General features: G+C 70.0%; 27 protein-coding genes. 15 read left to right on the top strand and 12 right to left on the bottom strand.

Going from position 1 to position 24,668, the window contains the following annotated elements; translation table 11 throughout:
- Positions 1–71: 71 nt before the first annotated feature.
- Positions 72–740 (top strand): HD domain-containing protein, encoded by a 669-nt coding sequence (locus K6T25_RS02810; protein ID WP_222916327.1) that lies wholly within the window; start codon positions 72–74, stop codon positions 738–740.
- A gap of 35 nt (positions 741–775) precedes the next feature.
- Here K6T25_RS02810 and K6T25_RS02805 read toward each other — a convergent pair whose 3' ends face one another.
- Complete coding sequence (locus K6T25_RS02805; RefSeq protein WP_222916325.1) at positions 776–1,597, bottom strand: NAD(+)/NADH kinase; 822 nt, start codon at positions 1,595–1,597, stop codon at positions 776–778.
- A gap of 202 nt (positions 1,598–1,799) precedes the next feature.
- Between K6T25_RS02805 and K6T25_RS02800 the strand changes: the two genes are divergently transcribed.
- Both K6T25_RS02800 and K6T25_RS02795 read left to right on the top strand, forming a co-directional pair.
- On the top strand, positions 1,800–3,224 hold the full coding sequence (locus K6T25_RS02800; RefSeq protein WP_225917789.1) for a KaiC domain-containing protein: 1,425 nt from the start codon (positions 1,800–1,802) through the stop codon (positions 3,222–3,224).
- A gap of 284 nt (positions 3,225–3,508) precedes the next feature.
- Entirely contained in the window at positions 3,509–4,000 is a 492-nt protein-coding gene (locus K6T25_RS02795; RefSeq protein WP_222916321.1) for a universal stress protein, read from the top strand.
- A gap of 54 nt (positions 4,001–4,054) precedes the next feature.
- Here the strand turns inward: K6T25_RS02795 and K6T25_RS02790 are convergent, their stop codons facing one another.
- Positions 4,055–4,759 carry a class I SAM-dependent methyltransferase gene (locus K6T25_RS02790; RefSeq protein WP_222916320.1) on the bottom strand — a complete coding sequence of 235 codons (705 nt, stop codon included), beginning with the start codon at positions 4,757–4,759 and terminating at the stop codon, positions 4,055–4,057.
- Between the two features lie 120 nt (positions 4,760–4,879).
- Positions 4,880–5,272: a PPOX class F420-dependent oxidoreductase gene (locus K6T25_RS02785; protein ID WP_222916319.1), complete on the bottom strand. Its 393-nt coding sequence runs from the start codon at positions 5,270–5,272 to the stop codon at positions 4,880–4,882.
- Between the two features lie 330 nt (positions 5,273–5,602).
- Between K6T25_RS02785 and K6T25_RS02780 the strand changes: the two genes are divergently transcribed.
- The gene (locus K6T25_RS02780; RefSeq protein WP_222607189.1) at positions 5,603–5,875 is read left to right on the top strand and encodes a MarR family transcriptional regulator; all 273 of its coding nucleotides are present in this window, start codon (positions 5,603–5,605) and stop codon (positions 5,873–5,875) included.
- 136 nt (positions 5,876–6,011) lie between these two features.
- A complete protein-coding gene (locus K6T25_RS02775; RefSeq protein ID WP_222916318.1) occupies positions 6,012–6,926 on the top strand; it encodes a glycosyltransferase family 2 protein in 915 nt (304 codons plus the stop codon).
- Between the two features lie 42 nt (positions 6,927–6,968).
- Here the strand turns inward: K6T25_RS02775 and K6T25_RS02770 are convergent, their stop codons facing one another.
- From K6T25_RS02770 to K6T25_RS02755, 4 genes are all read right to left on the bottom strand, one after another.
- Positions 6,969–7,802, bottom strand: a complete 834-nt coding sequence (locus K6T25_RS02770) for an amidohydrolase family protein (protein ID WP_222916317.1) — start codon at positions 7,800–7,802, stop codon at positions 6,969–6,971.
- 173 nt (positions 7,803–7,975) lie between these two features.
- A complete protein-coding gene (locus tag K6T25_RS02765; protein WP_222917826.1) occupies positions 7,976–8,572 on the bottom strand; it encodes a trimeric intracellular cation channel family protein in 597 nt (198 codons plus the stop codon).
- Between the two features lie 39 nt (positions 8,573–8,611).
- Complete coding sequence (locus tag K6T25_RS02760) at positions 8,612–9,445, bottom strand: SAM hydrolase/SAM-dependent halogenase family protein (protein WP_222916316.1); 834 nt, start codon at positions 9,443–9,445, stop codon at positions 8,612–8,614.
- A gap of 7 nt (positions 9,446–9,452) precedes the next feature.
- A complete protein-coding gene (locus K6T25_RS02755; protein WP_222916315.1) occupies positions 9,453–10,016 on the bottom strand; it encodes a nicotinamide-nucleotide adenylyltransferase in 564 nt (187 codons plus the stop codon).
- Positions 10,017–10,182: 166 nt separating this feature from the next.
- On the opposite strand from K6T25_RS02755, the gene lonB reads away from it, so the two are divergent.
- The 3 genes from lonB (at position 10,183) to K6T25_RS02740 (ending at position 13,698) form a co-directional block, all read left to right on the top strand.
- Positions 10,183–12,309, top strand: a complete 2,127-nt coding sequence (lonB, locus tag K6T25_RS02750) for an ATP-dependent protease LonB (RefSeq protein ID WP_222916314.1) — start codon at positions 10,183–10,185, stop codon at positions 12,307–12,309.
- Between the two features lie 9 nt (positions 12,310–12,318).
- Positions 12,319–13,227, top strand: coding sequence for a CPBP family intramembrane glutamic endopeptidase (locus tag K6T25_RS02745; protein WP_222916312.1), 909 nt, complete (start codon positions 12,319–12,321; stop codon positions 13,225–13,227).
- Positions 13,228–13,350: 123 nt separating this feature from the next.
- On the top strand, positions 13,351–13,698 hold the full coding sequence (locus K6T25_RS02740; RefSeq protein WP_222916310.1) for a hypothetical protein: 348 nt from the start codon (positions 13,351–13,353) through the stop codon (positions 13,696–13,698).
- Between the two features lie 26 nt (positions 13,699–13,724).
- Here K6T25_RS02740 and K6T25_RS02735 read toward each other — a convergent pair whose 3' ends face one another.
- On the bottom strand, positions 13,725–14,216 hold the full coding sequence (locus tag K6T25_RS02735; RefSeq protein ID WP_222916308.1) for an MGMT family protein: 492 nt from the start codon (positions 14,214–14,216) through the stop codon (positions 13,725–13,727).
- A 146-nt stretch (positions 14,217–14,362) separates the two neighbouring features.
- On the opposite strand from K6T25_RS02735, the gene trpC reads away from it, so the two are divergent.
- The 5 genes from trpC to K6T25_RS02710 all read left to right on the top strand — a co-directional run bounded on the left by trpC (position 14,363) and on the right by K6T25_RS02710 (position 19,658).
- The gene (trpC, locus tag K6T25_RS02730) at positions 14,363–15,169 is read left to right on the top strand and encodes an indole-3-glycerol phosphate synthase (protein ID WP_240009224.1); all 807 of its coding nucleotides are present in this window, start codon (positions 14,363–14,365) and stop codon (positions 15,167–15,169) included.
- Entirely contained in the window at positions 15,166–16,503 is a 1,338-nt protein-coding gene (trpB, locus tag K6T25_RS02725) for a tryptophan synthase subunit beta (RefSeq protein WP_222916306.1), read from the top strand. Before trpC ends, trpB begins: the two co-directional genes overlap by 4 nt.
- Positions 16,500–17,459: a tryptophan synthase subunit alpha gene (trpA, locus tag K6T25_RS02720; protein ID WP_222916304.1), complete on the top strand. Its 960-nt coding sequence runs from the start codon at positions 16,500–16,502 to the stop codon at positions 17,457–17,459. Before trpB ends, trpA begins: the two co-directional genes overlap by 4 nt.
- A 44-nt stretch (positions 17,460–17,503) precedes the next feature.
- Entirely contained in the window at positions 17,504–18,301 is a 798-nt protein-coding gene (locus K6T25_RS02715; protein ID WP_222916302.1) for a 2-amino-3,7-dideoxy-D-threo-hept-6-ulosonate synthase, read from the top strand.
- Positions 18,302–18,464: 163 nt separating this feature from the next.
- On the top strand, positions 18,465–19,658 hold the full coding sequence (locus K6T25_RS02710; RefSeq protein WP_222916300.1) for a 3-dehydroquinate synthase II: 1,194 nt from the start codon (positions 18,465–18,467) through the stop codon (positions 19,656–19,658).
- Positions 19,659–19,703: 45 nt separating this feature from the next.
- On the opposite strand, the gene K6T25_RS02705 is transcribed toward K6T25_RS02710, so the two are convergent.
- The 3 genes from K6T25_RS02705 to K6T25_RS02695 form a co-directional block, all read right to left on the bottom strand.
- A complete protein-coding gene (locus K6T25_RS02705; protein ID WP_222916298.1) occupies positions 19,704–20,096 on the bottom strand; it encodes a DUF7575 domain-containing protein in 393 nt (130 codons plus the stop codon).
- A gap of 103 nt (positions 20,097–20,199) precedes the next feature.
- On the bottom strand, positions 20,200–20,907 hold the full coding sequence (locus tag K6T25_RS02700; protein ID WP_222916296.1) for a type I 3-dehydroquinate dehydratase: 708 nt from the start codon (positions 20,905–20,907) through the stop codon (positions 20,200–20,202).
- A 58-nt stretch (positions 20,908–20,965) separates the two neighbouring features.
- Positions 20,966–21,964, bottom strand: a complete 999-nt coding sequence (locus K6T25_RS02695; RefSeq protein WP_222916294.1) for a transcription initiation factor IIB — start codon at positions 21,962–21,964, stop codon at positions 20,966–20,968.
- A 197-nt stretch (positions 21,965–22,161) separates the two neighbouring features.
- On the opposite strand from K6T25_RS02695, the gene K6T25_RS02690 reads away from it, so the two are divergent.
- Positions 22,162–22,935, top strand: coding sequence for a helical backbone metal receptor (locus K6T25_RS02690; protein ID WP_222916292.1), 774 nt, complete (start codon positions 22,162–22,164; stop codon positions 22,933–22,935).
- 51 nt (positions 22,936–22,986) lie between these two features.
- Here the strand turns inward: K6T25_RS02690 and K6T25_RS02685 are convergent, their stop codons facing one another.
- Positions 22,987–23,253 carry a MarR family transcriptional regulator gene (locus K6T25_RS02685; RefSeq protein WP_222916290.1) on the bottom strand — a complete coding sequence of 89 codons (267 nt, stop codon included), beginning with the start codon at positions 23,251–23,253 and terminating at the stop codon, positions 22,987–22,989.
- A gap of 127 nt (positions 23,254–23,380) precedes the next feature.
- On the opposite strand from K6T25_RS02685, the gene pan1 reads away from it, so the two are divergent.
- Positions 23,381–24,598, top strand: coding sequence for a proteasome-activating nucleotidase Pan1 (pan1, locus tag K6T25_RS02680; RefSeq protein WP_222916288.1), 1,218 nt, complete (start codon positions 23,381–23,383; stop codon positions 24,596–24,598).
- Positions 24,599–24,668 lie beyond the last annotated feature (70 nt).

Raw genomic sequence — 24,668 nt, 5'->3', positions numbered from 1 at the left:
GGCCAGTCGGCCGTAGCCGTGGACCGCGGACCGTGGGCCGTTTTTTCACCGTCTCCCGCGTACGACCGCACATGAGCGACGACTCGACCGGCCCTGCGGGCGCTCCGGACGGTTCGGCTCCGCTACCTGCGGATCTCGGCGACGTGTTCCCGTCGTACGACGGGATCGAGGATCCCGGCCTTCGTGCCGGCGTTCGCGACGCGTATGCGCTCGCGCTTGCCGAGACCGAGTGGGACGACCTCCGGGCAGTCCCGTGGCTCTCGGACGAGCAGGCGCGCCTCGGGCTCCCCGACGAGACGAACGTCGAGCACGTCACCGACGTGGCCGCGCTGGCGACGGCGCTCGCTGACGGGCTGCTCGACCGTCGACCGGACCTCGGGCTCGACCGTGACCTCGTCGTCGCCGGCGCGCTCGTCCATGACATCAGCAAGCTGTACGAGTTCTCCCCCGAGGACGCCGCCCACGGCGACGGCACCGGAGACTCCGCCGGAGACACAGCGCACGACGACGGCGGCTCGCATGGCACCGACTACTACGACCTCCTCGGACACCCGTACGTCGGCGTCCACGTCTGTGAGGCGGCCGGGCTGCCGGTCGAACTGTCGCACATCGTGCTCTCGCACACCGGACGAACGAGCGTGGAGCCCGCGACGCTGGAGGCCGAGGTCGTGAAGCGCGCGGACGAGGTCGCCGCCGCGGCGATCCGATCGCGGGCGCTGGCGGACTTGCGCGACGCGTGAACCGGAACGGTCGGGGCTGTTCCGGCCGATACTGGTTACTGCAGTTTCCCGAGCGCCTCGAAGAAGTCCGAGGAGGGGCCGGCGATCCTGACCGGCGGTTCGGTCGCCGCGACGGTCACGTCCGTGGGTACGTCGAGGGTGCGCTGTCCCCGGCCGTCGGTGATGACGACCGCCTCGTCAGCGTCAGTGAGCGTGACGCTCACCGCGGCGTCGGGGTCCGCAAGCAGCGGCGGCATCCCCCCTTCGGCGCACATCTCGGTGACGACCAGGCCGTCGACCGACGGGTGGACGAGGGGGCCGCCCTCCGAGAGGTTGTACGCGGTCGACCCGGTCGGGGTCGCGACGAGCACGCCGTCGGCGTGGCCGCCGGAGTACAGCGAGCCGTCGACGCGAACCTCGTAGCCGACGCCGCCGCCGCGGCCCCGGCGACCGCCCTGGACGACGACCTCGTTGGCCGCCGGTTCCGAGCGCCAGCCGTCACAGCTGGCGGCGATACGGGGTGCCTCGCGGACCCGCATCCCGTCGTCGCGAAAGGCGGCGACTTCCGCGAGCACGGTGTCGACGGCCTCATCGGGGGCGACGGCGTTGAGGAATCCCACCTCGCCGAGGTTCACGCCGAGTATCGGGACGTCGCCGGCGCCGCGGGCCGCGAACAGGAACGTCCCGTCGCCGCCGACGGAGACGACGAGGTCGACGCCGTCCATCGCGGCGACGGGGACCCCGTCGAGATCGAGCGTGTCGGCGGTCGCCTCGTCGACGACGACGCGCACGTCGACCTCGTGGAGCCTGTCGCGCAGCTCCTCGGCGAGGAACGCCGCGCGGTTGTTCCCCTTCTGGGCGACGATCCCGACTTCCATACGCGCACGTCGCCGTCCCCGGGCAAAAAGCCATCCGACAGCGGCCCACCGCCCGCGCGCGGATCCGACGGCCCGCTGGGGAACATTCATGTCCGCGGACCGTCTCCGGAACGACGATGACCGTACGGCCGACGGCGGCGCACGGTGCCTGCGACCAGCTACGGCGGGCGTCGGTCGGTCGGACTCGCGGGGGGGATCGACTGTGAGCGACGACGATTGGTTCGAACGCGCGCTCCGTGAGGCCGAGCAGGACGACGGCGATGCCGGAGCGGACGACGGCGAGGACGCCACTGACGCCCCCAACGACGGGGCGAACGACGAACGACAGCGCGGCGAGGACGCGTCCGACGACGAGCACGGGGACGCGGAACCGAGCGATCGCCCGGTCGATTCCGGATTCGCATCGACCGAGGAGGGGTTCGACGATATCGACGACGGCTCGTTCGGCGCCGGCGTCGGCGGTGACTTCGACGAGGCGGCCGACGACGCGGGGGAGCCCGACACTACCGGCGGCGACGAGTTCGGCGGCGACGAGTTCGGCGGCCCCGACGGGAGCGGCGGCGTCGACGACGGCGCCGACGGCGAGACTCCGGATCGATCGACTGGCGACGCGGGATCGGAGCGGTCGGCGGAGCCGGACACGCCGCACGACGCCGACCCCTTCGGCGGCGTGAGCGAAGATCCGGACGGGGACGTGGCTCCCGATCCCGCTCCCGCCGACGGGGACGGCGGTCCCGCGGACGATCCGTTCGGCGACGATTTCGGCGCGGCGATGCAGGGTGCACCCGGAACCGACGGGCCGGGAGGAGGCGGCGGCGACGACTTCGACGGCGGATTCGGGGACTTCGGCGGCGATTTCGAGGGCGGGTTCGGTGGCGGCGAGCCCGGCGGCGGCTCCCCCGACTTCGACGAGGAGGAGTTCGAGTCGAACATCCCTCGCATCGACCTCGGTATCGAGGGGCTCGACGAGATGATCCTCGGCGGCATTCCCGAGCGGTCGCTGATGGCCGTCATCGGGAGCGCGGGAACCGGAAAGACGACGTTCGCGCTCCAGTTCCTCAACGAGGTGCTGGAGGACGGCGGCAACGGCATCTACATCACGCTGGAGGAGTCGCGCGAGGCGATCCTCTCGACGGCCGAGGAGAAGGGCTGGGAGTTCCGCCGGCACGCCGAGGCGGACCGCCTCGCGGTCGTCGCGATGGACCCCATCGAGATGGCGAACTCGCTGGACTCCATCCGAGACGACATCTCCCGGCTCGTCACCGAGTTCGGGGCCGACCGCCTCGTGCTCGACTCCGTCTCCCTGCTTGAGATGATGTACGACCACCCGAGCAAGCGCCGCTCGGAGGTGTTCGACTTCGCGCGTTCGCTGAAGGAGGCGGGCGTGACGACGATGCTGACGAGCGAGGCCTCCGAGGAGAACGCCTTCGCCTCCCGCCACGGCATCGTGGAGTACCTCACCGACGCGGTGTTCGTCCTCCGGTACGTGCGCCCGTCGGACTTCCGGGAGACCCGTCTCGCGATCGAGATCCAGAAGATCCGCGACGCCAACCACTCGCGCGAGACGAAGCCCTACGAGATCATGGACGACGGGATCTCGGTGTATCGACAGGCGAACATCTTCTGACGGCCCGATTTCACGACGGAGCGGTCCTCGGTCGCCGCCGCCGACCGACGGGAACGGTCGCCGCGCGCCCCTCCCGGACCGTCTGCCCCGCACCTTCCTCGGCGAACATGCCTCCGTCGTGGCAGCCGACATGTCACCCCGGCGATTCCGAACCCCGATCTATCACGGACGTCGGCAATGTATTGGACGTTCATCCTGTATACAGTCTATAGTAGTCTATACCAACGAGTTCTTCCGAACAAAAATGGACAAATATTTGCCTATAGAGCCATATCGGTGTCGTAATGGCAACTACGAGTTCGAGTATCGACACGGCGGACGAGCGGGCGGTCGAATCGAGTGCGTCACCGGTCGGCGGGTTCGACCGCGTGCTTCTCGCGGTCGACGACGATACGAACGAACGGGTACACGAGGTAGCAGTCTCGTTGGCGGCCGCACACGGCGCGGAGTTGGACGCGCTGTCGGTCGTCCCGATGGACGCGTCGGTGGACCACTGGGACATGGTCGTCGAGCGGCGCGAGGACGAGGCGGAGACGGCGCTCGACGCCGTCGGCGACGCCGGTCGAGCGGCGGACCTCCCGGTACGCAAACGACTCCGCTACGGCACGCCGGCCGAGGAGATCGGCGTGTACGCCGACGGCAACGACGTCGACCTCGTCGTCGTCGCCGAGCCGGACCGGAGCGGGCTCACGCGGTTGTTCTCCCCGTCGAATCTGGCGAGCAACGTACGGGATGCGACTGACGTGCCGGTGGTGTCCGTGCCGACGAACGAGTAACGGACGGCGGCAGCTGGTCGTTCGAACCGAGGAATCCGCCGCCGATCGCGCGTCTCAGACCTCGGCGGTCCAGTAGGAGACCGACGAGAGTTTCTCCCCGATCGCGTTGCCTCCGATGGTCCGATCGAGCGACCAGAACGGGTCGGCGACGGCGTTGGGAACCTCGCGGTAGAAGCCGTACGGGAACACGAAGTCGTGATCGGCGCGGCGGAGACGCAGGCCGGCGCCGTCGACGAGCCGATCGACCTCCTCTCGCCCGTACAGTCGCGAGCCCATCGGCAACGCCCAGTTGTACAGCACGCGGAAGGAGGATCCGCGGAACGTGTCGAAGAAGACGACGTCCTTCGAGACGCGCGCCATCTCCGCGAGGAACTTCGCGGGCGTGTCCGCGAGGTGGAAAAAGCGCATCGCGAACACGGCGTCGAAGTGATCGTCGGGGAACGGCAGCCGGGCGGCGTCGCCACGCATGAACTCGACGGTCGACTCCAGGCCGGCTCGGCGCGCCTTCTCGCGACCCTGCGCCAGCATCGCGTCGGAGATGTCGAGGCCGACGATGTCGGCGCCCCGCTCGGCGAGCATCACGGTGAACCGTCCGGTGCCGCAGGCGATCTCGAGCACACGCTCGTCCTCGACCGGCCCGAGCGCCTCGAGTACGGCACGCTTCTCGCGGCGGTCGATGAGTCGTCCGCCCTTCGAGAACCGCTTGTCGTCGTACTCCTCGGCGACCGAGTCGGCCTGGTACCACTCCTGGCCCTTCACACTACCTCGGGATGCTCGGGCGAGCGGTAAAACGATACTGATACCCCGACGACCGGGGTGCAGTCTGCCGGCCTCGCCCCTCGGGGTCGATCGGACTCGGATTCGCGATCGCCGGATCGCTCATCCGCTGGTGGTGATCTTCTCCGTCGGAATGCGGACGATGACGCGCGGTCCGGACTCCTCGCCGTGGTGGGGGTACTCGTCGACGTCGAAGTAGCGCTTCGCCAGTTCGTCGATGTGTTCGACGGCACCTTCCTCCGTGAGTTCGGCCTCGCCCATGACCGACACGTAGCGGTACGGGTCGTCGGGGTCGGTGACGGAGAGCCCGACCTTCGGGTTGTTCCGGATGTTTCGTTCCTTGCGGCGCCCGCGGGCGGTGTTCACGAGCACGTACTCGCGGTCCTCGTGGTCGACCCACACCGGCGTGACCTGGGGCGTGCCGTCGGGCATGACCGTGGAGAGGTGAGCGAACGACTCCGACTCGAAGATGTCGACGTGCGACTCGGGAATCACGTGCGTTCCTCGCCCGGGATCCACTTGGTCGTTGGCGTCGAACACGCCGATCCAACCGGACGAGATCGTGACCGATGAAGCAGACGGCCGTGACCAGACACCGGCCAAACGTGTCGTCGTGTAGTATACTGTCCGCTGACTCGTTTCCGAGGTCGATCGTCCGGTCGTCCGACGCCGGCAAACCGGAATCCGACGTTCTCGCGCACGAGTCGGGCTGAAGAGGCCGATATCGCTCGAATCGACGGCATGATATAATACGTATAAGGGATATGCACGAGTTGGGCTTGTATTGAGGCAACCTTTACCACCACCCTCGAACTCCGGACGGGTATGAGCACCAGTACCGCGGACCCGGACGCCGCAGACGCGCTCACCGACACCGAATATCGCGATCTCCTCAGCGATCTGCCGCCGAGCGCGAAGCTCGTCGCCAAGGTTCTCGAGGGCGACGCGCCGCTCTCGCAGGGCCAACTGGCCGAGGAGTCGCTGCTCCCCGACCGCACCGTACGCTACGCGCTCAACCGGCTGGAAGAGCAGGGGCTCGTCGGCTCGCGCTACTCGTTCAAGGACGCGCGCAAGCAGGTCTACTACCTGAACCGCTGATCGGTCGACGCACACCCGGAGCGCCCCCGTTCGAACGCTTCGGCGGCCGCTTGCGGCCGTCGCCGACGACCGTGCGTTCGGTTCGGACACCGGTCGGAATCCCCCCTTTTAAGTCTCCGACTTCCTACCGTGAGCTATGGAGCTCTCGGTGGTCGTCCCGACACTCAACGGTCGGGAGAGGCTGGCGACCGCCCTCGACGCGCTGGCGGCCGTCGCGCCGGACGTGGAGGTGATCGTCGTGAACGGCCCCTCCGCCGACGGGACGACCGGGATGGTTCGCGACCGCGACGACGTGGACGTCCTCGTCGAGATCGCGGCGCGCAACGTGAACGTCGCCCGCAACGCGGGCCTCGAGGTGGCCGACGGGGACGCGGTCGCGTTCCTCGGCTACGACTACGAGCCGGAGCCGGGGTGGCGCGAGGCCGTCGACGAGGCGTTCGCCGAGGGTGCGTCCGTCGTCACCGGACCGCTTCGGCGGACGGTGCGCGGCGGCGCGACCAGCGACGGGCTGGAGCGTCGACGCATCGCCGACCGGGAGGTGTCGTACTTCAACGGCCGCAACGTCGTCCTCGCGCGGCCCGTGCTGGAGGAGTTGGACGGCTTCGACGAGTACCTCGAGACCGGCGGCGCCCGCGACGCCGCACACCGCCTCGCGGGGATGGACGTGGACGTGACCTGGAGCGCCGCTGTCGCGGCTCGACGCCGCACGGAGGCCACCGACGGGGGGATCGAGCGCCGCGATCTCGGGTGGAAGTATCGAGCGCTCGCGTACCGGCTCACGAAGAACTACGGGATTCGCCCGACGGTGTTGCGCCGGACGATCGGCCACGCCGCCGGCGACGCCGCGGGCGCGATGCGTGACGTGCTCGGCGGCGACGCGACCCCCACCTCGTGGGTGCGAAACGGGCGCGACGTGGTCGCGGGGATCTCCGCGGGCGCGTCGGACGGGCTCGTCGCTCGTGCGCGCGATCGCTCCCCGAAGCGGAACCCGAACGGTGTCACCGCGCGTGCCGACCGGGCCGTCGCGCGGTACGACCGACGAACGGACTAGGCGGTTATACGGGAACAGAAGCGACCAGCGGTCGATCCGGAGTCAGGCGTCGGCGCCGGGCGCCAGTCCCTCGATGACGCGCGCGGCGTTCTTCGAGAGCGCGCGGTCGAGCAGGTCCTCGGGCACGTCGAGCGTGAGCACCTCCATCACGCCCACGTCGGGATGGGTGTCGGGCGCGCCCGAGCCGAACAGGACGCGGTCGGGATGCTCCAGCAGGCCGCGTTCGAGGACGTCCCGGAACCGAACGAACGCCGTGTCGAGGTAGAGGTCGTCGTAGGAGTCCAACAGCTCCAGCGCCTCGTCCATCAGCGCCCGATCGAGCGGGTAGCCGCCGAACGACGAGAGGATCGTCGGGAAGCCGTACGACAGCACCGTCTCGGCGACGGCGTCGGGCGGATAGCCGCGTCCGGCGTGCACGAGCACGGGCTCGTCGGCGGCCGCGATCTGTTCGAGCGTCGCCTCCGTGGGGAGTCCGTCGTTCACCGGGTCGAGCACGAAGCCGTGGAGGCGGCTGTCGTAGGCGTACTGCTCCACGTCGCCGGGGTCGGTGTGGTGATCCGCGGGAGCGGCGGTGAGGTTTCGCAGCCGGGAGACCGCGGAGTCGCCGGGATCGCGGGGACCGTTCAGCCGGGCCATCGCGCGGAACGGTCGGTCGACCGAGAGGCGTGCGACGGCGTTGTTTGCGCGGAGGTACCCCTCGCCCGCCGGGCGCGGCCCCGGCGCGACCGCCGACTGCACGACGCCCGCCTGGTGCATCTCGCGCTGGAGCCGCTCGGGGGAGATGTCGCGCCCGCGGGAGGCGACAACCGCTCCGTCGTCGGGATCGAGGCGGGCGTGCACGTCGACCGCGCGGAACCCGTGCTCCAACTCCAGCATCTATCACTCCTCAACGACGCGCTCGACTTGAGTGTTGCAGTCTCCGGGTGCGCGATCGAACCGCCTGGCGGACGGGCGCGTGACGGTCGGACGTGGCGGTCAGGCACGAACGCGCGCCGTGGACGCGCGAAGGACCCCGTGAATCGCCTCCAGTGGTTCACTCGAGCGCCGAATCAGACCCTCGGCAGCGACCACCCGCGCCGTACCGCGACAACTCGGAGGGCGAACACGCCGACTGCGACGCCGAGCGTCGCCGTCGCGCCGCGAACCCCGACCGCCGCGGCGACGACGTAGGCGACGCCGCCGAGCAGCGCGGGCGTCGCGTAGACGTCCTCCCGGAGCACGACGGGAACCCTCGCGAGTAACAGGTCCGACAGGGAGCCGCCGCCGACGCCGGTGAGCGTCGCGGTGACGACGATACCGAACGCCGAGAGGCCGGCGTCGGCGCCGACGGCCGCGCCGGAGGCGGCGAAGGCGGCGAGCCCGACGGCGTCGGCGACGAGGAACGCCGGGTGGTCGCGGACACGGCCGGTTCCCCCGGACAGCGCCCACGCGACGAGGAGGCCGACGCCGACGCCCGCGAGGACGACGAGCACGTCGCCCGTCGAGCGGAGCGCGGCGGGGACGCGGCCGACGAGCACGTCGCGGATGGTGCCGCCGCCGAGCGCGGTGAGGACGCCCAGCGTCGCGACGCCGAACGGGTCGAGGTCCGCGTCGGCGCCCTTGAGCGAGCCCGCGACCGCGAACGCCAGCAGTCCGACGAGGTTCATCGCGGCGACCGCGGCGGCGGCGGAGACGACGCCCACGGGTCAGTCCGTCGGGACCGTCGCCGCGACGGCCTCCTCGAACGAGAGGGTCACGGCCCGCCCCGGCGCCAGATCGAACGCTTCGTCGCCGCGCCCCTGGTTCGCGTCACACTCGACGAAGCCGTGGCTGCCGACGGTGACCAGCGGGTCGTGTTTGTCCACGTCGGCGAACGTCTCGACGACGGGCACCGCTCGGGTCCCGGCGGCGGTCTCGACGGCGATCGGCTCGCCGACGCGGCCGTCGAGGAACGAGCCGGGGACGTTCGTGACGGCGTTGCCGAAGTCGTCGACGACGAGCACCTCGCCGGCGGCCGTCTCGGCTTCCACCCACGCGGTCGGGATCGCGTAGTCGTCGTAGTCGTCGACCGGGACGAACCCGTCGAGCGACCCGATCCCGTCGACGCCGGCCTCGTGGACGCGGGCGGCCGCCGGCGCGAACACGTCGCGTCCGTGAAACGTGCTGGATCGCGGGTCGTCGTCCTCGACCGCGAACACCTCGATCGCCTCCGCGGGATCGGTGTCGGGGGCGACGCTAGCGTCGGCCAGCGCCCTCGCCGGCGGGAGCAGGCAGCCGTTGTCGGGGCCGACGAGCGCGTGGTCGCCGGCGCGGACGCAGACGGCCGCGCGGTCGGTGCCGACGCCGGGATCGACGACGACGAGGTGAACGCCCGGGGGGAACTCCGGGAGGACGAAGCGGAGCCAGAACGCGGCCGCGCGGGGGTCGCCCTGCGGGAGGTCGTGGGCCACGTCGACGAGGTCCGTGATACCATGCGATCTGAGCACACCTTTCATCGCGGCGGGGTACGGCGAGCCGAAGTCGGAGGCGAGCGTCAGCATCGGGGGATCACGCCGGGTCGGCCGACGAGCTCTCGTGGTCGAAATCGAGGGAGTCACCCGATCCGTTGGCGTCGGAGGACGACACCTGTCGGATGCGGTCGACGCCGTCGATCTCGGCGATCGTCTCGGCCACCTCGGCGGGGACGAGCTCCTCCCAGCCGTCGCCGCGGATCATGCGCTGGCGGAGCTCGCTTCCCTCCAGTACCTCGCGCCGGAACATCGGGGAGGAGCGCACCTCGACGCCGGCCTCCTCGAACAGGCGGACCACGAGGGGATTGTTCGAGTACGCCACGTCGAACTTCGGCGACATTGACCGGACGTGGCTCACCCACACCGAGTTGCGCTCCAGGTCCTCGATCGGAACCACGTAGGTGGTCACGTCCAGATCCGCCAGCGCTTTCGTCACCATCATGACGCGCTCGCCGGCGGTGAACGGGTTTCGTTGGGTGTGTGAGTCGCCCGCGGAGCCGATGCCTAAGACGAGTTCGTCCACCTCGTCGGCGATCTCCTCGACCATGTGGTGGTGGCCGTTGTGGTACGGCTGGAACCGCCCGATGTAGAACCCCCGCATGCGTGGACGTATCTCGCGGCGAGTTTAAAAGCCCGGCGAGTGACGCGGGCGTCTCCGAGCGCCGGTTTCAGCGCCGCTATCGCCGGTTCGCGTTCGGGTGGGCGCGGCTCACAGGGGGAGAAAGTATATGAATCGACGGACCCTGTTTCACGGTAGCGACGATTCTATGAGCAACGATCGAAACGACAGCCGGGACGGCGGTGATGTCCTGGATCCGGAGGACGCCCCTACGGATCGCGACCCCGAGTCGAACGGGGTCGACGGCGGGCGGTCCGGCGGCACGACCGGCGGCCGGTCGGTCGGTGCCTCCAACGATCCTTCCGATCAGGACGCCGACATCGACGACCTCGGGAGCGACGTCGAGATCGACGCCGAGATCGACGAGGAGATCGCGGACGACCACCTCCTCGGCGGCCTCCTGATCGACTCGACGGACGACATCGAGGTCCCCGATCGTCTGGTCGACCAGGTGATCGGGCAAGAGCACGCCCGCGACGTGGTGATGAAAGCCGCCAAACAGCGGCGCCACGTGATGATGATCGGCTCGCCCGGGACGGGCAAGTCGATGCTCGCGAAGGCGATGTCCGAGCTGCTCCCCAAAGAGGAGCTGCAGGACGTGCTCGTGTATCACAACCCCGACGACGGCAACAACCCCAAGGTGCGGACGGTCCCCTCGGGCAAGGGCGAACAGATCGTCGAGGCCCACAAGGAGGAAGCCAGAAAGCGCAACCAGATGCGCAGCTTCCTCATGTGGATCATCATCGCGGTGGTGCTGGGCTACTCGCTGCTCGTCGTGAGCAACATCCTGCTGGGCATCCTCGCGGCCGGTATCATCTACCTCGCGTTCCGCTACGGCTCGCGCGGCAGCGACTCGATGATCCCGAACCTCCTCGTCAACAACGCCGACGAGAAGTCGGCGCCGTTCGAGGACGCAACCGGCGCCCACGCCGGCGCGCTGCTGGGCGACGTGCGCCACGACCCGTTCCAGTCGGGCGGGATGGAGACGCCAAGCCACGACCGCGTCGAGGCCGGCGCCATCCACAAGGCGAACAAGGGCGTCCTCTTCGTCGACGAGATCAACACCCTCGACATCCGCTCCCAGCAGAAGCTGATGACGGCGATCCAGGAGGGCGAGTTCTCCATCACCGGGCAGTCCGAGCGCTCCTCGGGCGCGATGGTCCAGACGGAGCCGGTCCCGACGGACTTCATCATGATCGCGGCGGGGAACCTCGACGCGATGGAGAACATGCACCCGGCGCTGCGCTCGCGCATCAAGGGGTACGGCTACGAGGTGTACATGGACGACACCATCGACGACACCCCGGAGATGCGCCGCAAGTACGCCCGCTTCGTGGCCCAGGAGGTCGCCAAGGACGGCCGTCTGCCGGCGTTCAGCCAGGAGGCAATCGAGGAGGTCATCCTCACCGCGCGCCGCCGCGCCGGTCGGAAGGGCCACCTCACCCTGGAGCTGCGGAACCTCGGCGGGCTGGTCCGCGTCTCGGGCGACATCGCCCGCGGCGAGGACGCCGACCGGGTCACTCGCGACCACGTGCTCCAGGCGAAGGGCCGCTCGCGCTCCATCGAGCAGCAGCTCGCCGACGATTACATCGAGCGGCGCAAGGACTACGAGCTCCAGGTCGCCGACGGCTACCAGGTCGGCCGCGTGAACGGACTGGCCGTCATGGGGCAGGACTCGGGGATCATGCTTCCGGTCATGGCCGAGGTCACGCCCTCGCAGGGGCCCGGCCAGGTGATCGCCACCGGTCAACTCCAGGAGATGGCCGAGGAGTCCGTCCAGAACGTCTCGGCGATCATCAAGAAGTTCTCCGACGAGGACATCACCGAGAAGGACATCCACATCCAGTTCATCCAGACCGGTCAGCAGGGCGTCGACGGCGACTCCGCGTCCATCACGGTCGCGACCGCCGTCATCTCCGCCTTGGAGGAGATGGGCGTCGACCAGAACCTCGCGATGACGGGCTCGCTGTCGGTCCGGGGCGACGTGCTCCCGGTCGGGGGCGTCACCCACAAGATCGAGGCGGCCGCCAAGTCCGGCTGTGACACGGTCATCATCCCGAAGGCCAACGAGCAGGACGTGATGATCGAGGACGAGTACAAGGAGATGGTCGACATCATCCCGGTGTCGCACATCTCGGAGGTGCTCGACATCGCGCTGGAGGGCGAGCCCGAGAAGGACTCGCTCGTCGCGCGCCTCAAGAGCATCACCGGCTCCGCGCTGGAGAAAACCGGCGAGGGCGCCGGCGCCGGCCCGACCAGCCCCAGCCCGCAGTAGCGACCCGACGTGACGCGCTGGACGGCGTTCGCCGGCCTGACGGGCGTCGTCCTGATCCTGTTGCTCGGTCTCGCGCGGCTTTCGGCCGCGCAGTTCTCCTCGACGCCACAGCTCGACCGCCGCGAGCGTGTCGGCGGCGACGGTGACGGGGACGAAGACCTCAGGTGGGGACCGGAGGACGCAGCGCCCGCGGCGCCGTCGCGGTATCAGTCCGTCAGCGGGACGGACTCGAGCCTCTCCACGCCCGAACGCAGTCCCGTCGCCGCCGCGGAGACGCGGGCGACGATGTCGCCGGGTGCGCTGCTGGCGAACGTCGCGCTCTCGCAGGGGCTGTTCGGCGCGATGCTCGTCGCCGCCGCGGTGTGGGCCGACGTGCCCGCGGCGGCGCTGGGGCTCGTCCCGGTCGCGACGGCGACGGACGTTGCGCTCGGCGTCGGGCTCGGTGTGGCGCTGTGGCTCGCCAGCGAGGCGGCCGGTCGGATCGCGGAGTGGGCCGGCGTCGAGGTGAACGAGGCCCTCCGGGGCGCGCTCGCGCCCGACACCGCCGTCGGATGGGCGGTGTTGCTCCTCGCCGTGCTTCCGATCGTCGCGCTGTTCGAGGAGTTCCTCTTTCGCGCGGCCCTGGTCGGCGCGCTCTCGGCGGGATTCGACGCGCCGGCGTGGCTCCCGGCGACGGTCGTCGGGACCGACCCGTGGCCGTGGGTGCTCGCGGGCGGCTCCTCGGTCACGTTCGCGCTCGGACACGGCGCCCAGGGACGTGCCGGGATCGTCGCCACGGGCCTGCTCGGATTCGTGCTCGCGGGGGCGTTCGTCCTCACCGACAGCTTCGCGCTCGTCGCCGTCGCACACTACGTGGTGAACGCGCTCACGCTCGTCGTACACGAGTTCGACCTCGCCGCCCTCGGCGTCCGCCGGTAGCCCATCGTCCAACGCTCGGCCCCTGACCGGTGACGACGACAGCCACCCACACGTCGGACGGACGGCTGACGATCGGCGGACGGCGACGCCACGCTTACCTACGTCCCGCTCCCGTCATGCGGTATGTACGCGTCGAACCGGAAGGCAGGCCTGTCGGCGGGCGCGGCGGTGTTTCTCGCCTGCGCCGCCGTCGTCGCGGGCATCGGTGGGTGGGTCCGTGGCCAGGTTCCCGCGAACATGGCGGTCGGAGCGGCGATGCTGGCGGTCGGTGTCCTCGCGAGCCACCGAACGATGTGGCTGCACAGCGCGCCCACCGAGGCCGGCGCGCTCTCGAACGCCGGGCTGTTCGGGCTCGCGGCGGGCGCGAAGATCGGCGGCGTCGCGGTCGGCGTCACCCCCCTCGAAACCGCGGGAGAGGCGCTGTTTCTCATCGCCGTCGCGTACTATCTCGTCCGCGCGTACGGTCGATAGCGGTCGACCGTCCGATCGATTTCCCGTCAGACCGACCTGACGCCCTCGATATCTCTCAGGCGAGCGGCCACCGTCTCGGGCGTCGCCCCCTCGGCGTTCCGGACGCGGTGATCCGGAACGACGAGCGGCACCGGGTTCGCGCGCAGTGCCTCCCGAGCTGTTCGCAGATCCTCGTCTTCCTCGTGGTCGAGGCCGCCGGTCATCTTCACGATCCGTTCGATATCGACCGATTCGCCGTACGGAACGTTCCGAACGGACTCCAGCACCGACCGCTGGTCGGTCGGGACGGTGATGGCGACCTCGACGTCGGCGAAGTCGTCCTCGGCGCCGTCGAGGTATTCGTGAACGCGGTCCAACAGCGGGTGCTCGCCGTCGGCGTCCGACGGGAGCGTCTCGGGGAACGAGACGGAGATGAGTCGCCCGCTCGCGGTCCCCAGTTCTACCGCCCGGTCGATCGCGTCGTACTGGCGCCCGAACACGCCGGTGTCGCCCGGGCCGCCGCCGATGGTCGCAGTCATGTCCGAGCGAACGCGACGAGGCCGCTTCAATCCCGGCCTGGGCGGTCGCTGACGCCCCCCGAGAGCGACCGCGGCACCGATGACGTCCGCTCCGGAACCGCGCCGACGCAACACTTTTGAACGAAAGAGCCCACCGATGTACATAGATGAACACACAAGCCGAGGACCTCGCGCCGGCGGTGCGCTCGATCCTCGAGGCCGCGGCCGAGCGGTCCGGCGGCGACGAGCGGGTGTCGGTCGACGCGCGATCGTTGCCGGGGGCGTTCGCGGCCGCCGAAGCCGACGGACGAGTACCGGTGATCGCCGAGGTGAAGCCGACGAGTCCGACGACCGACGGCGCGCGTCGCGACGACCCGGTCGAGCTCGCGGCGGCGATGGTCGAGGGCGGCGCGGCGGCGCTGTCGGTGCTGACCGAGCCGGAGCACTTCGACGGCTCCGTCGAGACCCTCCGGCGCGTTCGCGAGGCGGTCGACGTGCCGGTCCTCCGCAAGGACTTCCTCGTCCGCGAGGACCAACTGGACGCCACCGAGGCGGACGCAGTGCTGCTCATCGCGCGGTTCGTCGAGGACGACCTCGCGGAGCTCGTGGCGGCCGCCCGCGACCGCGGCTTCCAGCCGCTCGTCGAGGTGCACACCCGCGAGGAGCTCGCGGCGGCGCTCGCGGCCGGCGCGGACCTAGTCGGCGTCAACAATCGTGACCTCGGGAAGCTGGAGGTCGATCTCTCGACGTTCGAGACGCTCGCTCCGGAGGCGCCCGACCGCGTGACGCTGATCGCCGAATCGGGGATCACGACGCCCGCGGACGCGCGGCGGATGCGCGAGGCGGGCGCGGACGGCCTGCTCATCGGTTCGGCGATCATGGACGCCGAGGGGAGCGACGAGGCCGGCACCGGCGGCGACGTTTCTGCCAACACCCGTCGGTTTACGGCCGCGGAGTCCGAGGGGGAGCTATGAGCAGCGAGGGCGAGCGGAGCGAGGCCTCGGATCGAGCGGGAAGCAAGGCGACCCGCGAGAACGGCCGCGACGGCGGCGACGGGGACCACGTCTCCGCCGGCGACGGGAAGTTCGGCCGCTACGGGGGTCAGTACGTGCCCGAGGCGCTGATGCCCGCGATCGGGGAGCTGACGGACGCCTACGAGCGGTACGTCCTCAACAACGAGGGCGGCTTCATGGACGAGTTCCGCCGGCGCATCCGCGAGTTCGGCGGGCGACCCACCCCGCTCCAGCGGGCGGACCGGCTCTCCGAGCGCTACGACACCGAGGTGTACCTCAAGCGCGAGGACCTGCTCCACGGCGGCGCACACAAGCTGAACAACGCGCTCGGGCAGGTCCTGCTCGCGAAGTACATGGGCAAGGAGCGAATCATCGCCGAGACCGGCGCCGGGCAGCACGGCACCGCGACCGCGATGGCGGCGGCCCACCTCGACATGCCCTGCGAGGTGTACATGGGCGAGCGCGACATCAACCGCCAGCGGCCGAACGTCTTCCGGATGAAGATCAACGGGTCGGCGGTCACACCGGTGACGACGGGTCGCGGGACGCTGAAGGAGGCCATCTCCGAGACGATGCGCGACTGGGCGACGAACGTCGAGGACACCCACTACGTCATCGGCAGCGTCGTCGGCCCGCACCCGTTCCCGCGGATGGTGCGCGACTTCCAGTCGCTCATCTCGGAGGAGGCGCGCGAACAGATCGTCGACCGGACCGGAGCCCTGCCCGACTCGGTCGTCGCCTGCGCGGGCGGCGGATCGAACACGATGGGCACGTTCCACAACTTCATCGGCGACGAGGCGGTCGACCTGTTCGCCGTCGAGGCCGGCGGCTCCTCGCTCGCGGTGGACGCCGAGGAGGGCGTCGCGCCCAACTCCGCGTCGCTGTCGACCGGAAGCGAGGGCGTGCTCCACGGCGCGCGCACGAAGCTCCTGCAGGATCACGACGGCCAGATCGTCGAGAGCCACTCCGTCTCCTCCGGCCTCGACTACGCCGGCGTCGGACCGGAGCTCGCGCACCTCGTCGACGAGGGGCGCGTCACCCCGGTGAACGTCGACGACGACGCGGCGCTGGAAGGGTTCCACCGGCTCTCCCAAGAGGAGGGGATCATCCCGGCGTTGGAGACGGCCCACGCGTTCGGCTACCTCCACGAGCACCACGACGAACTCGGCGACGTGACCGTGATCAACGTCTCCGGGCGCGGCGACAAGGACCTCGACACGGCCATCGAGGAGACCACGAAACGGGACATCCCGAACGCGCCGGACATGTCGATGTTCGAGGGGGGACTGCGATGAGCGACGATGGAGCGTCCGACCGTGTCGCCGCCGCGTTCGCCGACGGCCCGGCGTTCGTCCCCTATCTCGCCGTCGGCGACCCGGACTACGAGTCGTCGCTGGCGTACGTCGAGGCGCTCGCCGAGGGCGGCGCCGACGTGATCGAGCTCGGACTCCCATTCTCCGAGCCCATCGCCGAGGGGCCGACGATCCAGAACGCCGTCGTGCGCGCGCTGGAGTCGGGTATGACACCGACGCGCTTCTTCGAGTTCGTGGAGGAGGTGGACGTCGACGTGCCGCTCGTGTGCATGACGTACTACAACCTGATCTACCAGTACGGGGAAAGCGAGGCGCGAAGCGTCTCGGATGCGAGTAGCGCGGAGCGAAGCTCCGCGAACAGTCGAGCGGCGAAGCCGCGCGACGACGGGGAGGAACGACCCGCGAGCAAGGGACCGCGGCCGTTCGTCGAGAAGGCGGCCTCCGTCGGCATCTCCGGGTTCGTCGTTCCCGACCTCCCGGCCGAGGAGGCCGGGCCCCTCCGGGAGGCGTGCGACGAGTTCGGCCTCCACCTGATCTCCATCGTCGCGCCGACGACCGACGAGGAGCGGCTGGACCAGCTGGTCGAGGTGTCCTCGGGGTACCTCTACGTGCAGGCGCGACTGGGCGTCACCGGGGCGTCGTCGTCGGTGTCCGACCGGACGGGCGAGTCGCTCGCGCGGCTCTCGGACGTGGACCTCCCGAAGGCGGTCGGGTTCGGCATCTCCTCGGGCGAGCAGGCCGCGACGATCGTCGAGGCGGGCGCCGACGGTATCATCGTCGGATCCGCGCTCGTCGACATCGTGGCCGAGGGCCACGAGCGGGACGAACCGACCGAGGAGACCGCGGCTCGCCTCGAAACGAAGGCGCGCGAACTGAAGCAGGGTGCCGTCGACGGATACGGGCGACGGACGCCGGCACCCGAAGGTACTTCCGATTGAGCCGTTCGCAAGCCATTTAGGCCCGATCACGCCATACCACACCAATGGAACACGCCGGACTCGCCGCACGACTGGATCGCATCTCCACGGACGACCGAATTCTCATGGTACCGATGGACCACGGCATCACCCTCGGCGCGGTGACGGGCCTGAAGGACATCGAGTCGACCATCGACGCCGTGACGAGCGGCGGCGCCGACGCGGTGCTCACCCAGAAGGGGATCGCCCCCCGCGTTCACGCGAACCTGAACGGCGCGGGCTACGTCGTCCACCTGAACGCCTCCACGTCGGTCGGTCCCGAGAGCAACGACAAACGACCCACGGGCACCGTGAAGGCCGCCATCCGCGCGGGCGCCGACGCCGTCTCGATGCACATCAACGTCGGCTCCGACTACGAGCCCGAACAGATGACGTTCCTCTCGGAACTGTGCGAGGAGGCCGGCGACTACGGCGTGCCCGTCCTCGCGATGGCGTACGCCCGCGGCGCGAACCTGGAGGGCGACGACCCCGAGCACGACGCCGAGTACCTCGGGCACGCCGTCCGACTGGCCGAGGAGTGCGGCGCCGACGTGGTGAAGACCGCCTACTCCGGCGACGCCGCGAGCTTCGAGCACGTCTGTGAGTCGACGCGCCTGCCGGTCATCATCGCCGGAGGCTCCCCGTCGGGCGACCGCCGGACCCTGGAGAACGTTCGCGGCGCGATGGACGCCGGCGGCGCCGGCGTCTCGATGGGGCGCACCATCTTCCAGCACGACGACCCGGAGGCGATGACCGCGGCGGTGTCGGCCGTCGTCCACGACGACGCCGACGCGGAGGACGCGCTGTCGGCGTCGGGGCTGTAGCGAGGCATCGAAGCGGCTGTTCTGTCAGTTTCCCCTGCGCCCTCCGTCCCGCGATGACCCCCGGAGCGACGCGGCGGCCGACGGGGACCGTTCGGTGTGCGGTTCCGCCGCCGTCGTCACCGTATCCGCCAACTTGAAGCGCCGTCCGCGATAGCGACCGACAATGACACGAACGCGGTCCGTCTGGATCCGCGCCGACGGCGACGTGGGCGACTGGAACACGCGACGCGAACGGATCACCGCGGGCCTCGAGGCCGGCGTCGACTGGGTGCTCGTCGACGAGCGCGACGTGGCGAAGGTGCGCGAGTTGGGCGACGTGAACGTCGCGGCGTTCCGCTCGGACGCCGACGTCGACGTGATCGACGACGCCGAGTCCGGCGACGAGGCGGTCGCGGACGCCTACATCGTCGGCAAGAACGGCGAGGGCGACGGCACGGTCGATCTTCCCGCCGACTTCTCCGGCTCCGCGGACCTCTCGACGCTCCGCCGCGACGACAACCGCGCGCAGGGCGCGTTCGTCCGCATCTTCGACGAGGAGTACGAGGCGTTCGCCGAGGCCGCCGCCCGCGACGCGGAGTTCGTCGTCGTCGCCAGCGAGAACTGGGAGATCATTCCCCTCGAGAACCTCATCGCCCGGATCGGCGACGACACCACCCTCGTCGCCGGCGCGACGACCGCCGAGGAGGCGCGCACCGCCTTCGAGACGCTCGAACTCGGCGCGGAGGGCGTCCTGCTGGACACGGACGACCCCGACGAGATCCGCGAGACCGTGGAGGTCCGCGACGAGGCCGACCGGGAGACGCTCGATCTCACGACCGCGACCGTCACCGCCATCGAGCGCACGGGCTCGGCCGACCGCGTCTGCGTCGACACCGGCACGATGATGGACCACGACGAGGGGATGCTCGTCGGGTCGATGTCGCGCGGGCTGTTCTTCGTCCACGCCGAGACGGCCGACTCGCCGTACGTCGCCTCCAGACCGTTCCGCGTCAACGCCGGCGCCGTCCACGCGTACGTGCGCACGCCCGACGGCGGCACCAAGTACCTCTCGGAGCTGCGCTCGGGCGACGAGGTGCAGCTGCTCGACACCGACGGGAAGACCCGCGAGGCCGTCGTCGGCCGCGTGAAGATCGAGAAGCGTCCCATGTTCCGCGTGCAGGCTAAGGTCGAGACGGAGTCGGGGGAGGTCGACCGCGTCGAGACGCTGATCCAGAACGCCGAGACGGTGAAGGTCGCGACCACCGCGGGGCGGAAAGCCGTCACCGACCTCGCGGAGGGCGACGAGGTGCTCGTCTACTACGAGGACGTGGCCCGCCACTTCGGCGAGGCCGTCGAGGAGTCGATCATCGAGCAGTAAGCCGCCGCGCGGGCGGGCGACCCCCCACCACGCACCGCGACACGCCTACCGTTCGACGTACTCGAACTCCACCGAGCAGTACCAACAGAAGTGCAGCGACAGGTCGACGCCGCGGCCGCACCGCGGACACGTGAGGACGCCCTGTCGGCCCTCTCTCCTGGCGAGAACGTACGCGTCGGCCGCCGACAGCGCGATGACGACGCCCAGCGGGACGACGAGCGCCGCCGGGCCGGCCGCCGCGGTCGGGAGCGCCGCCGTCGAGATCCCCACCGACGCCAGCGGGTCGCCGACCCCGCCCCCGGACAGCCCCGCAAACACGAGCGCCGAGCCGACCAGCAGCGACAGCCATGCGACAGCGCGGCTCCATCGGCGCAGGTACGCGTGCCCGAGCGCGGGGACGACCGCCAGCGCCGCCGCGACGACGGGTCGGCGTTGCATGCGCCGTAACAGCCGTCCCACCGGTATCAACCTTCGTGCGGGCCGTCAGACGGGCGTCCGCCCGACGACGGCCGCGCGTCGTCTCGGTCGCCGGCCGACCGGGTCACCGGAGGTCGTCGACGAGCCGCCGAAGCGTCGCGAGATCGTACTGGCCCGGCGCGGTCGCGTCGGCGGCGTCGATGGGGGCGTAGCCGAGCCGCGAGCCGTACACCGGCGCGACGGCGCGCGTGTGGCTCCCGTGCTCGCCCATCGCCATCGTCGCCACGCGGTCGCCGCGGATCGTCGCGCGGTGGGTCGCCGCCAGCAGGTCGAGCGCCTCCCCGGTCGTCCGCGCGGTGACCGCCAACTTCCCCACGTCGCCGGCGCCTGCCGCCGCGCGGAGCAGGCCGTCGAGCGTCTCCGGCGCGGGTGTCCGGTCGAAGTCGTGGACCGACGCGACGACCGCGGCCCCGTGCTCGCGGGCGTGTGCGGTCAGTTCCGCCGCGTCGACCTCATTCGTCCCCGCCGGTCGGCCGCGCAGCGTCGCCAGTTCGACGTCGACGGCGGCGACTGCCTCGTGCTCGACCGCCGCAGCGAGGGCATCGAGCCGACCGTACGGGGCGGTTTCCCCGCCCTCCCAGCGCGGGCGGTTCGTCACGAGCAACGGGAGATCGCCGTCGTAGTCGGCGAGGGCGGCCAGCGGCTCGTCGGCGAGGTCCATCCGGAACTCGATCAGGTCGGCGTGCTCGCGGGCGACCGGCTCCCCCGAGAGGTCGGCGGTGCTCGCACACAGCGAGAACGAGTCGAGGTCGACGGCGAACGCGTCGCTCATGGTCGGCGAAGGTCGGCGACACGCAAAACCGTGGGTGGTCGCGAGCCGGCGGGCGGCGTTACGCGACGAGGCCGTCCTCGGCCTCGAGCAGTTCGTGGTAGCGGTTGCGGATCGTGACCTCGGAGATGTCCGCGATCTCCGAGACGGCCGCCTGCGTCGTCTTCTCGTTGGTGAGCAGCGCGGCGGCGTAGACGGCCGCGGCCGCGAGACCGACCGGCGACTTGCCCGAGTGGACGCCCTTGTCCTTCGCGTTCCGCAGGAGCTGCTTCGCGCGCATCTCCGACTCGTCGGACAGTTCCAGCGAGGAGGCGAACCGTGGGACGTACTGCTCGGGGTCGGCGGGCTTGACTTCCAGCTTCAGCTCGCGCACCACGTAGCGGTACGTGCGCGCGACCTCGTCTTTGCCGACGCGGGAGACCTCCGCGATCTCGTCGAGGCTGCGCGGGACGCCGGCCATACGGGCGGCGGCGTACACGCAGGAGGTGGAGACGCCCTCGATGGAGCGGCCCGGGAGGAGGTCCTCGTCGAGCGCGCGGCGGTAGATGACCGAAGCGGTCTCGCGGACGTTGTCCGGGAGCCCCAGCGCCGAGGCCATCCGGTCGATCTCCCCGAGCGCTTGCTTGAGATTTCGCTCCTTGGAGTCGCGCGTGCGGAACCGCTCGTTCCACTTGCGCAGGCGGCGCATCTTCTGGCGCTGGCGGGCGCCCAGCGAGCGGCCGTAGGCGTCCTGGTCGCGCCAGTCGATGTTGGTCGACAGCCCCTTGTCGTGCATCGTGTTCGTCGTGGGGGCGCCGACGCGGGACTTCTGGTCCTTCTCGGCGGCGTCGAACGCGCGCCACTCGGGGCCACGGTCGACGGAGTCCTCGTCGATAACGAGGCCGCACTCCTCACAGACCGTCTCGCCGTGCTCCTCGTCGGTGATGACGTTCCCCGAGCACTCGGGGCACGCGAGCTCGTCGCCCGACTGCTCCTCCTGCTCGGATTCGTCCTGGTGTTCGTGTGCTGTTCGTCGTTCGCGCCCGGCGGGTCGGCGTCGGGTGTGTGTGTTCTCGCTCATTGCGTCTGAGGGGGCGGGAGCCCGAAAGGGGATACAAAAAACCCCGGGTGACTCTGTGCCAAACGGAAGCGCGATCAGTACAAAAAACAAACGGTGTCGCGACGACAGTGCTACGCCGTCACGTGATCTCGAAACCGCCCGACGGGAGCTATTTATGTGAGCGAGTCTCACACTGTATCGATGGTGAACGTTCCGCGATGGTGACCGAGCGGATCGTCTCGCTGGCGCCGAGCGCGACGGCGACGGTCGCGGCGTTGAACGCGACCGAGGTGCTCGTGGGGGTGACCCACGCCTGCGATCGGTCGGACGCGGGGTCGCGGCCGTCGGTCGTCGGCGGCTGGCCGAACCCGGACCTCGACGGCGTCGAGCGGCTGGAGCCGACGGTCGTGTTGACGTGCGACCCGCTGCAGCGGGAGACCGCCGACGCGCTACGGGACCGGGGACTCGAGGTCGTTCACGCCGAGCCGACCCGACTGGCGGACGTGTTTGGATACGTCGCGGACGTGGGGGCGGCGGTCGGCCGCGAGGACGCGGGCAGGCGACTCACGAGCGACCTGCGCGACCGCGTCGACCGGGTTCGAGCGGCGGTTCCCGAGGACCCGGCGGAGCGTCCGGTGGTCTACGCCGAGGAGTGGGGCGAGCCCCCGATGGCCGCCGGCAACTGGGTTCCCGACGCCGTCGCCGCCGCCGGCGGGCGCTGTCCGTTCGTCCCGGCGGGCCAGCGATCGCGGGAGGTCGACGCCGCGGCGGTCGAGCGCGCGGATCCGGACCACGCGGTGCTCCACTGGTGTGGCACCGACCGCGAACCCGGATCCGAGCCGCTCGCCGACCGCGGTTGGGACATCGATCCCGCGGTTCACGTGATCGACGACTCGCTGTTGAACCAGCCGAGCCCGCGGCTGGTCGACGGGGTCGAGGCGATCGCCGAACTGCTTCACGGGGTGGACGTGAGGGAGGAATCGACGCTGTGAACGGGTGAACGGACCCGTGGGCGGTCGGCCAACAGATCCAGCGGGGAGTGCCTACAAGTCCAGCGTGTAGAGCCGCTTGCGCGCGTCGGTGAAGGAGAACCGAGACTCGACCGCGTCCGCGTCCTCCAGCCGAGTCAGCGCGTAGCGGACGGTCCGCGGCGGGAGCAGCGTCTCCTCGGCGAGCTCGCTTTGGCTCAACGTGTCCTCGTAGTCCAGCACCTTCGCGACCAGCTTCGCGCTCGGCGGCAGGTCGCGGACGCGTTCCCATCGATCGATCGAGGCGTCGTCGGCGACGGCCTCGGCGTCGGATGCGCTCATGCTGTCTCGACACATGCGATGCCGCTTGTTAATAGTTTCTATCTAAGATATTACTTTTGAACATTCAATTCTCACGATCGTCACCCCGACCCGAAGTCTCTTAGTACTCACCGCCCTAGTTTCGGCGATGACTGACACCGTTGACGACGTCGACCTCCCGTACGAGGAGGAAGCGACGTCGCAGCAGGAGAAGATCGAGGCCCTCCAGGAGCGCCTCGACGTTCTCGAGGGGCAAAACGAGGAGATGCGCGACAAGCTCCTGGACGCGAACGCGGAGAACAACAAGTACCAGCAGAAGCTCGAGCGGCTTACCCACGAGAACAAGAAGCTCAAGCAGTCGCCGCTGTTCGTCGCGACGGTACAGGAGCTGACGGGCGACGGCGTCGTGATCAAACAGCACGGCAACAATCAGGAGGCGCTGACCGAGGTCACCGACGAGATGCGCGAGGACCTCGACCCGGACGACCGCGTCGCCGTCAACAACTCCCTGTCGGTGGTGAAGAAGCTGGAGAAGGAGACGGACGTGCGCGCCCGCGTCATGCAGGTCGAGCACTCGCCCGAGGTCACCTACGAGGACATCGGCGGGCTCGACGAGCAGATGAACGAGGTGCGCGAGACCGTCGAGATGCCGCTGAAGAGCCCGGAGATGTTCACCGAGGTGGGCATCCAGCCGCCCAGCGGCGTCCTGCTCCACGGGCCGCCCGGCACGGGGAAGACGATGCTCGCGAAGGCCGTCGCGAACCAGACCGACGCGACGTTCATCAAGATGGCCGGCTCCGAGCTGGTCCACAAGTTCATCGGCGAGGGGGCGAAGCTCGTGCGCGACCTGTTCGAGGTCGCCCGCGAGAACGAGCCGGCGGTCATCTTCATCGACGAGATCGACGCCATCGCCTCCAAGCGCACGGACTCGAAGACCTCCGGCGACGCCGAGGTCCAGCGCACGATGATGCAGCTGCTCGCCGAGATGGACGGCTTCGACGAGCGCGGCGAGATCCGCATCATCGCGGCGACGAACCGCTTCGACATGCTCGACCCGGCGATCCTCCGTCCGGGTCGCTTCGACCGGCTCATCGAGGTACCCAAGCCGGAGGCCGAGGGCCGCGAGCTCATCTTCAAGATCCACACTCGCGACATGAACGTCGCCGACGACGTGGACTTCGCGGAGCTTGCGGAGCTCACCGAGGGCGCCTCCGGCGCGGACGTGAAGGCCGTCTGCACCGAGGCCGGCATGTTCGCGATCCGCGAGGACCGCACCGAGATCACGATGACGGACTTCCGCAGCGCCTGGGAGAAGACCTCCCAGGCCGAGGGAACCGACGCCGACGACTCGCTCGCGTTCGCGTAATCGGGTCGTCTCCCCCCGTTTTCCCACGGTTCGATTCCCCTCACCAGCGCGAGCGTCTCGCAACGAGCGG

Source organism: Halobaculum rubrum (assembly GCF_019880225.1).
Lineage (GTDB): Archaea > Halobacteriota > Halobacteria > Halobacteriales > Haloferacaceae > Halobaculum > Halobaculum rubrum.
Note: the sequence above shows the minus strand (reverse complement) of the source record. Positions and strands in the feature narration are given on the sequence as shown.

Bases quoted from the DNA above. Each gene is read 5' to 3' on its own strand.
- K6T25_RS02810 (WP_222916327.1), top strand. From the start codon at position 72: ATGAGCGACGACTCGACCGGCCCTGCGGGCGCTCCGGACGGTTCGGCT.
- K6T25_RS02805 (WP_222916325.1), bottom strand. From the start codon at position 1,597: ATGGAAGTCGGGATCGTCGCCCAGAAGGGGAACAACCGCGCGGCGTTC.
- K6T25_RS02795 (WP_222916321.1), top strand. From the start codon at position 3,509: ATGGCAACTACGAGTTCGAGTATCGACACGGCGGACGAGCGGGCGGTC.
- K6T25_RS02780 (WP_222607189.1), top strand. From the start codon at position 5,603: ATGAGCACCAGTACCGCGGACCCGGACGCCGCAGACGCGCTCACCGAC.
- K6T25_RS02775 (WP_222916318.1), top strand. From the start codon at position 6,012: ATGGAGCTCTCGGTGGTCGTCCCGACACTCAACGGTCGGGAGAGGCTG.
- K6T25_RS02770 (WP_222916317.1), bottom strand. From the start codon at position 7,802: ATGCTGGAGTTGGAGCACGGGTTCCGCGCGGTCGACGTGCACGCCCGC.
- K6T25_RS02765 (WP_222917826.1), bottom strand. From the start codon at position 8,572: ATGAACCTCGTCGGACTGCTGGCGTTCGCGGTCGCGGGCTCGCTCAAG.
- K6T25_RS02760 (WP_222916316.1), bottom strand. From the start codon at position 9,445: ATGCTGACGCTCGCCTCCGACTTCGGCTCGCCGTACCCCGCCGCGATG.
- K6T25_RS02755 (WP_222916315.1), bottom strand. From the start codon at position 10,016: ATGCGGGGGTTCTACATCGGGCGGTTCCAGCCGTACCACAACGGCCAC.
- lonB (WP_222916314.1), top strand. From the start codon at position 10,183: ATGAGCAACGATCGAAACGACAGCCGGGACGGCGGTGATGTCCTGGAT.
- K6T25_RS02740 (WP_222916310.1), top strand. From the start codon at position 13,351: ATGTACGCGTCGAACCGGAAGGCAGGCCTGTCGGCGGGCGCGGCGGTG.
- K6T25_RS02735 (WP_222916308.1), bottom strand. From the start codon at position 14,216: ATGACTGCGACCATCGGCGGCGGCCCGGGCGACACCGGCGTGTTCGGG.
- trpC (WP_240009224.1), top strand. From the start codon at position 14,363: ATGAACACACAAGCCGAGGACCTCGCGCCGGCGGTGCGCTCGATCCTC.
- trpB (WP_222916306.1), top strand. From the start codon at position 15,166: ATGAGCAGCGAGGGCGAGCGGAGCGAGGCCTCGGATCGAGCGGGAAGC.
- trpA (WP_222916304.1), top strand. From the start codon at position 16,500: ATGAGCGACGATGGAGCGTCCGACCGTGTCGCCGCCGCGTTCGCCGAC.
- K6T25_RS02715 (WP_222916302.1), top strand. From the start codon at position 17,504: ATGGAACACGCCGGACTCGCCGCACGACTGGATCGCATCTCCACGGAC.
- K6T25_RS02710 (WP_222916300.1), top strand. From the start codon at position 18,465: ATGACACGAACGCGGTCCGTCTGGATCCGCGCCGACGGCGACGTGGGC.
- K6T25_RS02705 (WP_222916298.1), bottom strand. From the start codon at position 20,096: ATGCAACGCCGACCCGTCGTCGCGGCGGCGCTGGCGGTCGTCCCCGCG.
- K6T25_RS02700 (WP_222916296.1), bottom strand. From the start codon at position 20,907: ATGAGCGACGCGTTCGCCGTCGACCTCGACTCGTTCTCGCTGTGTGCG.
- K6T25_RS02695 (WP_222916294.1), bottom strand. From the start codon at position 21,964: ATGAGCGAGAACACACACACCCGACGCCGACCCGCCGGGCGCGAACGA.
- K6T25_RS02690 (WP_222916292.1), top strand. From the start codon at position 22,162: ATGGTGACCGAGCGGATCGTCTCGCTGGCGCCGAGCGCGACGGCGACG.
- K6T25_RS02685 (WP_222916290.1), bottom strand. From the start codon at position 23,253: ATGAGCGCATCCGACGCCGAGGCCGTCGCCGACGACGCCTCGATCGAT.
- pan1 (WP_222916288.1), top strand. From the start codon at position 23,381: ATGACTGACACCGTTGACGACGTCGACCTCCCGTACGAGGAGGAAGCG.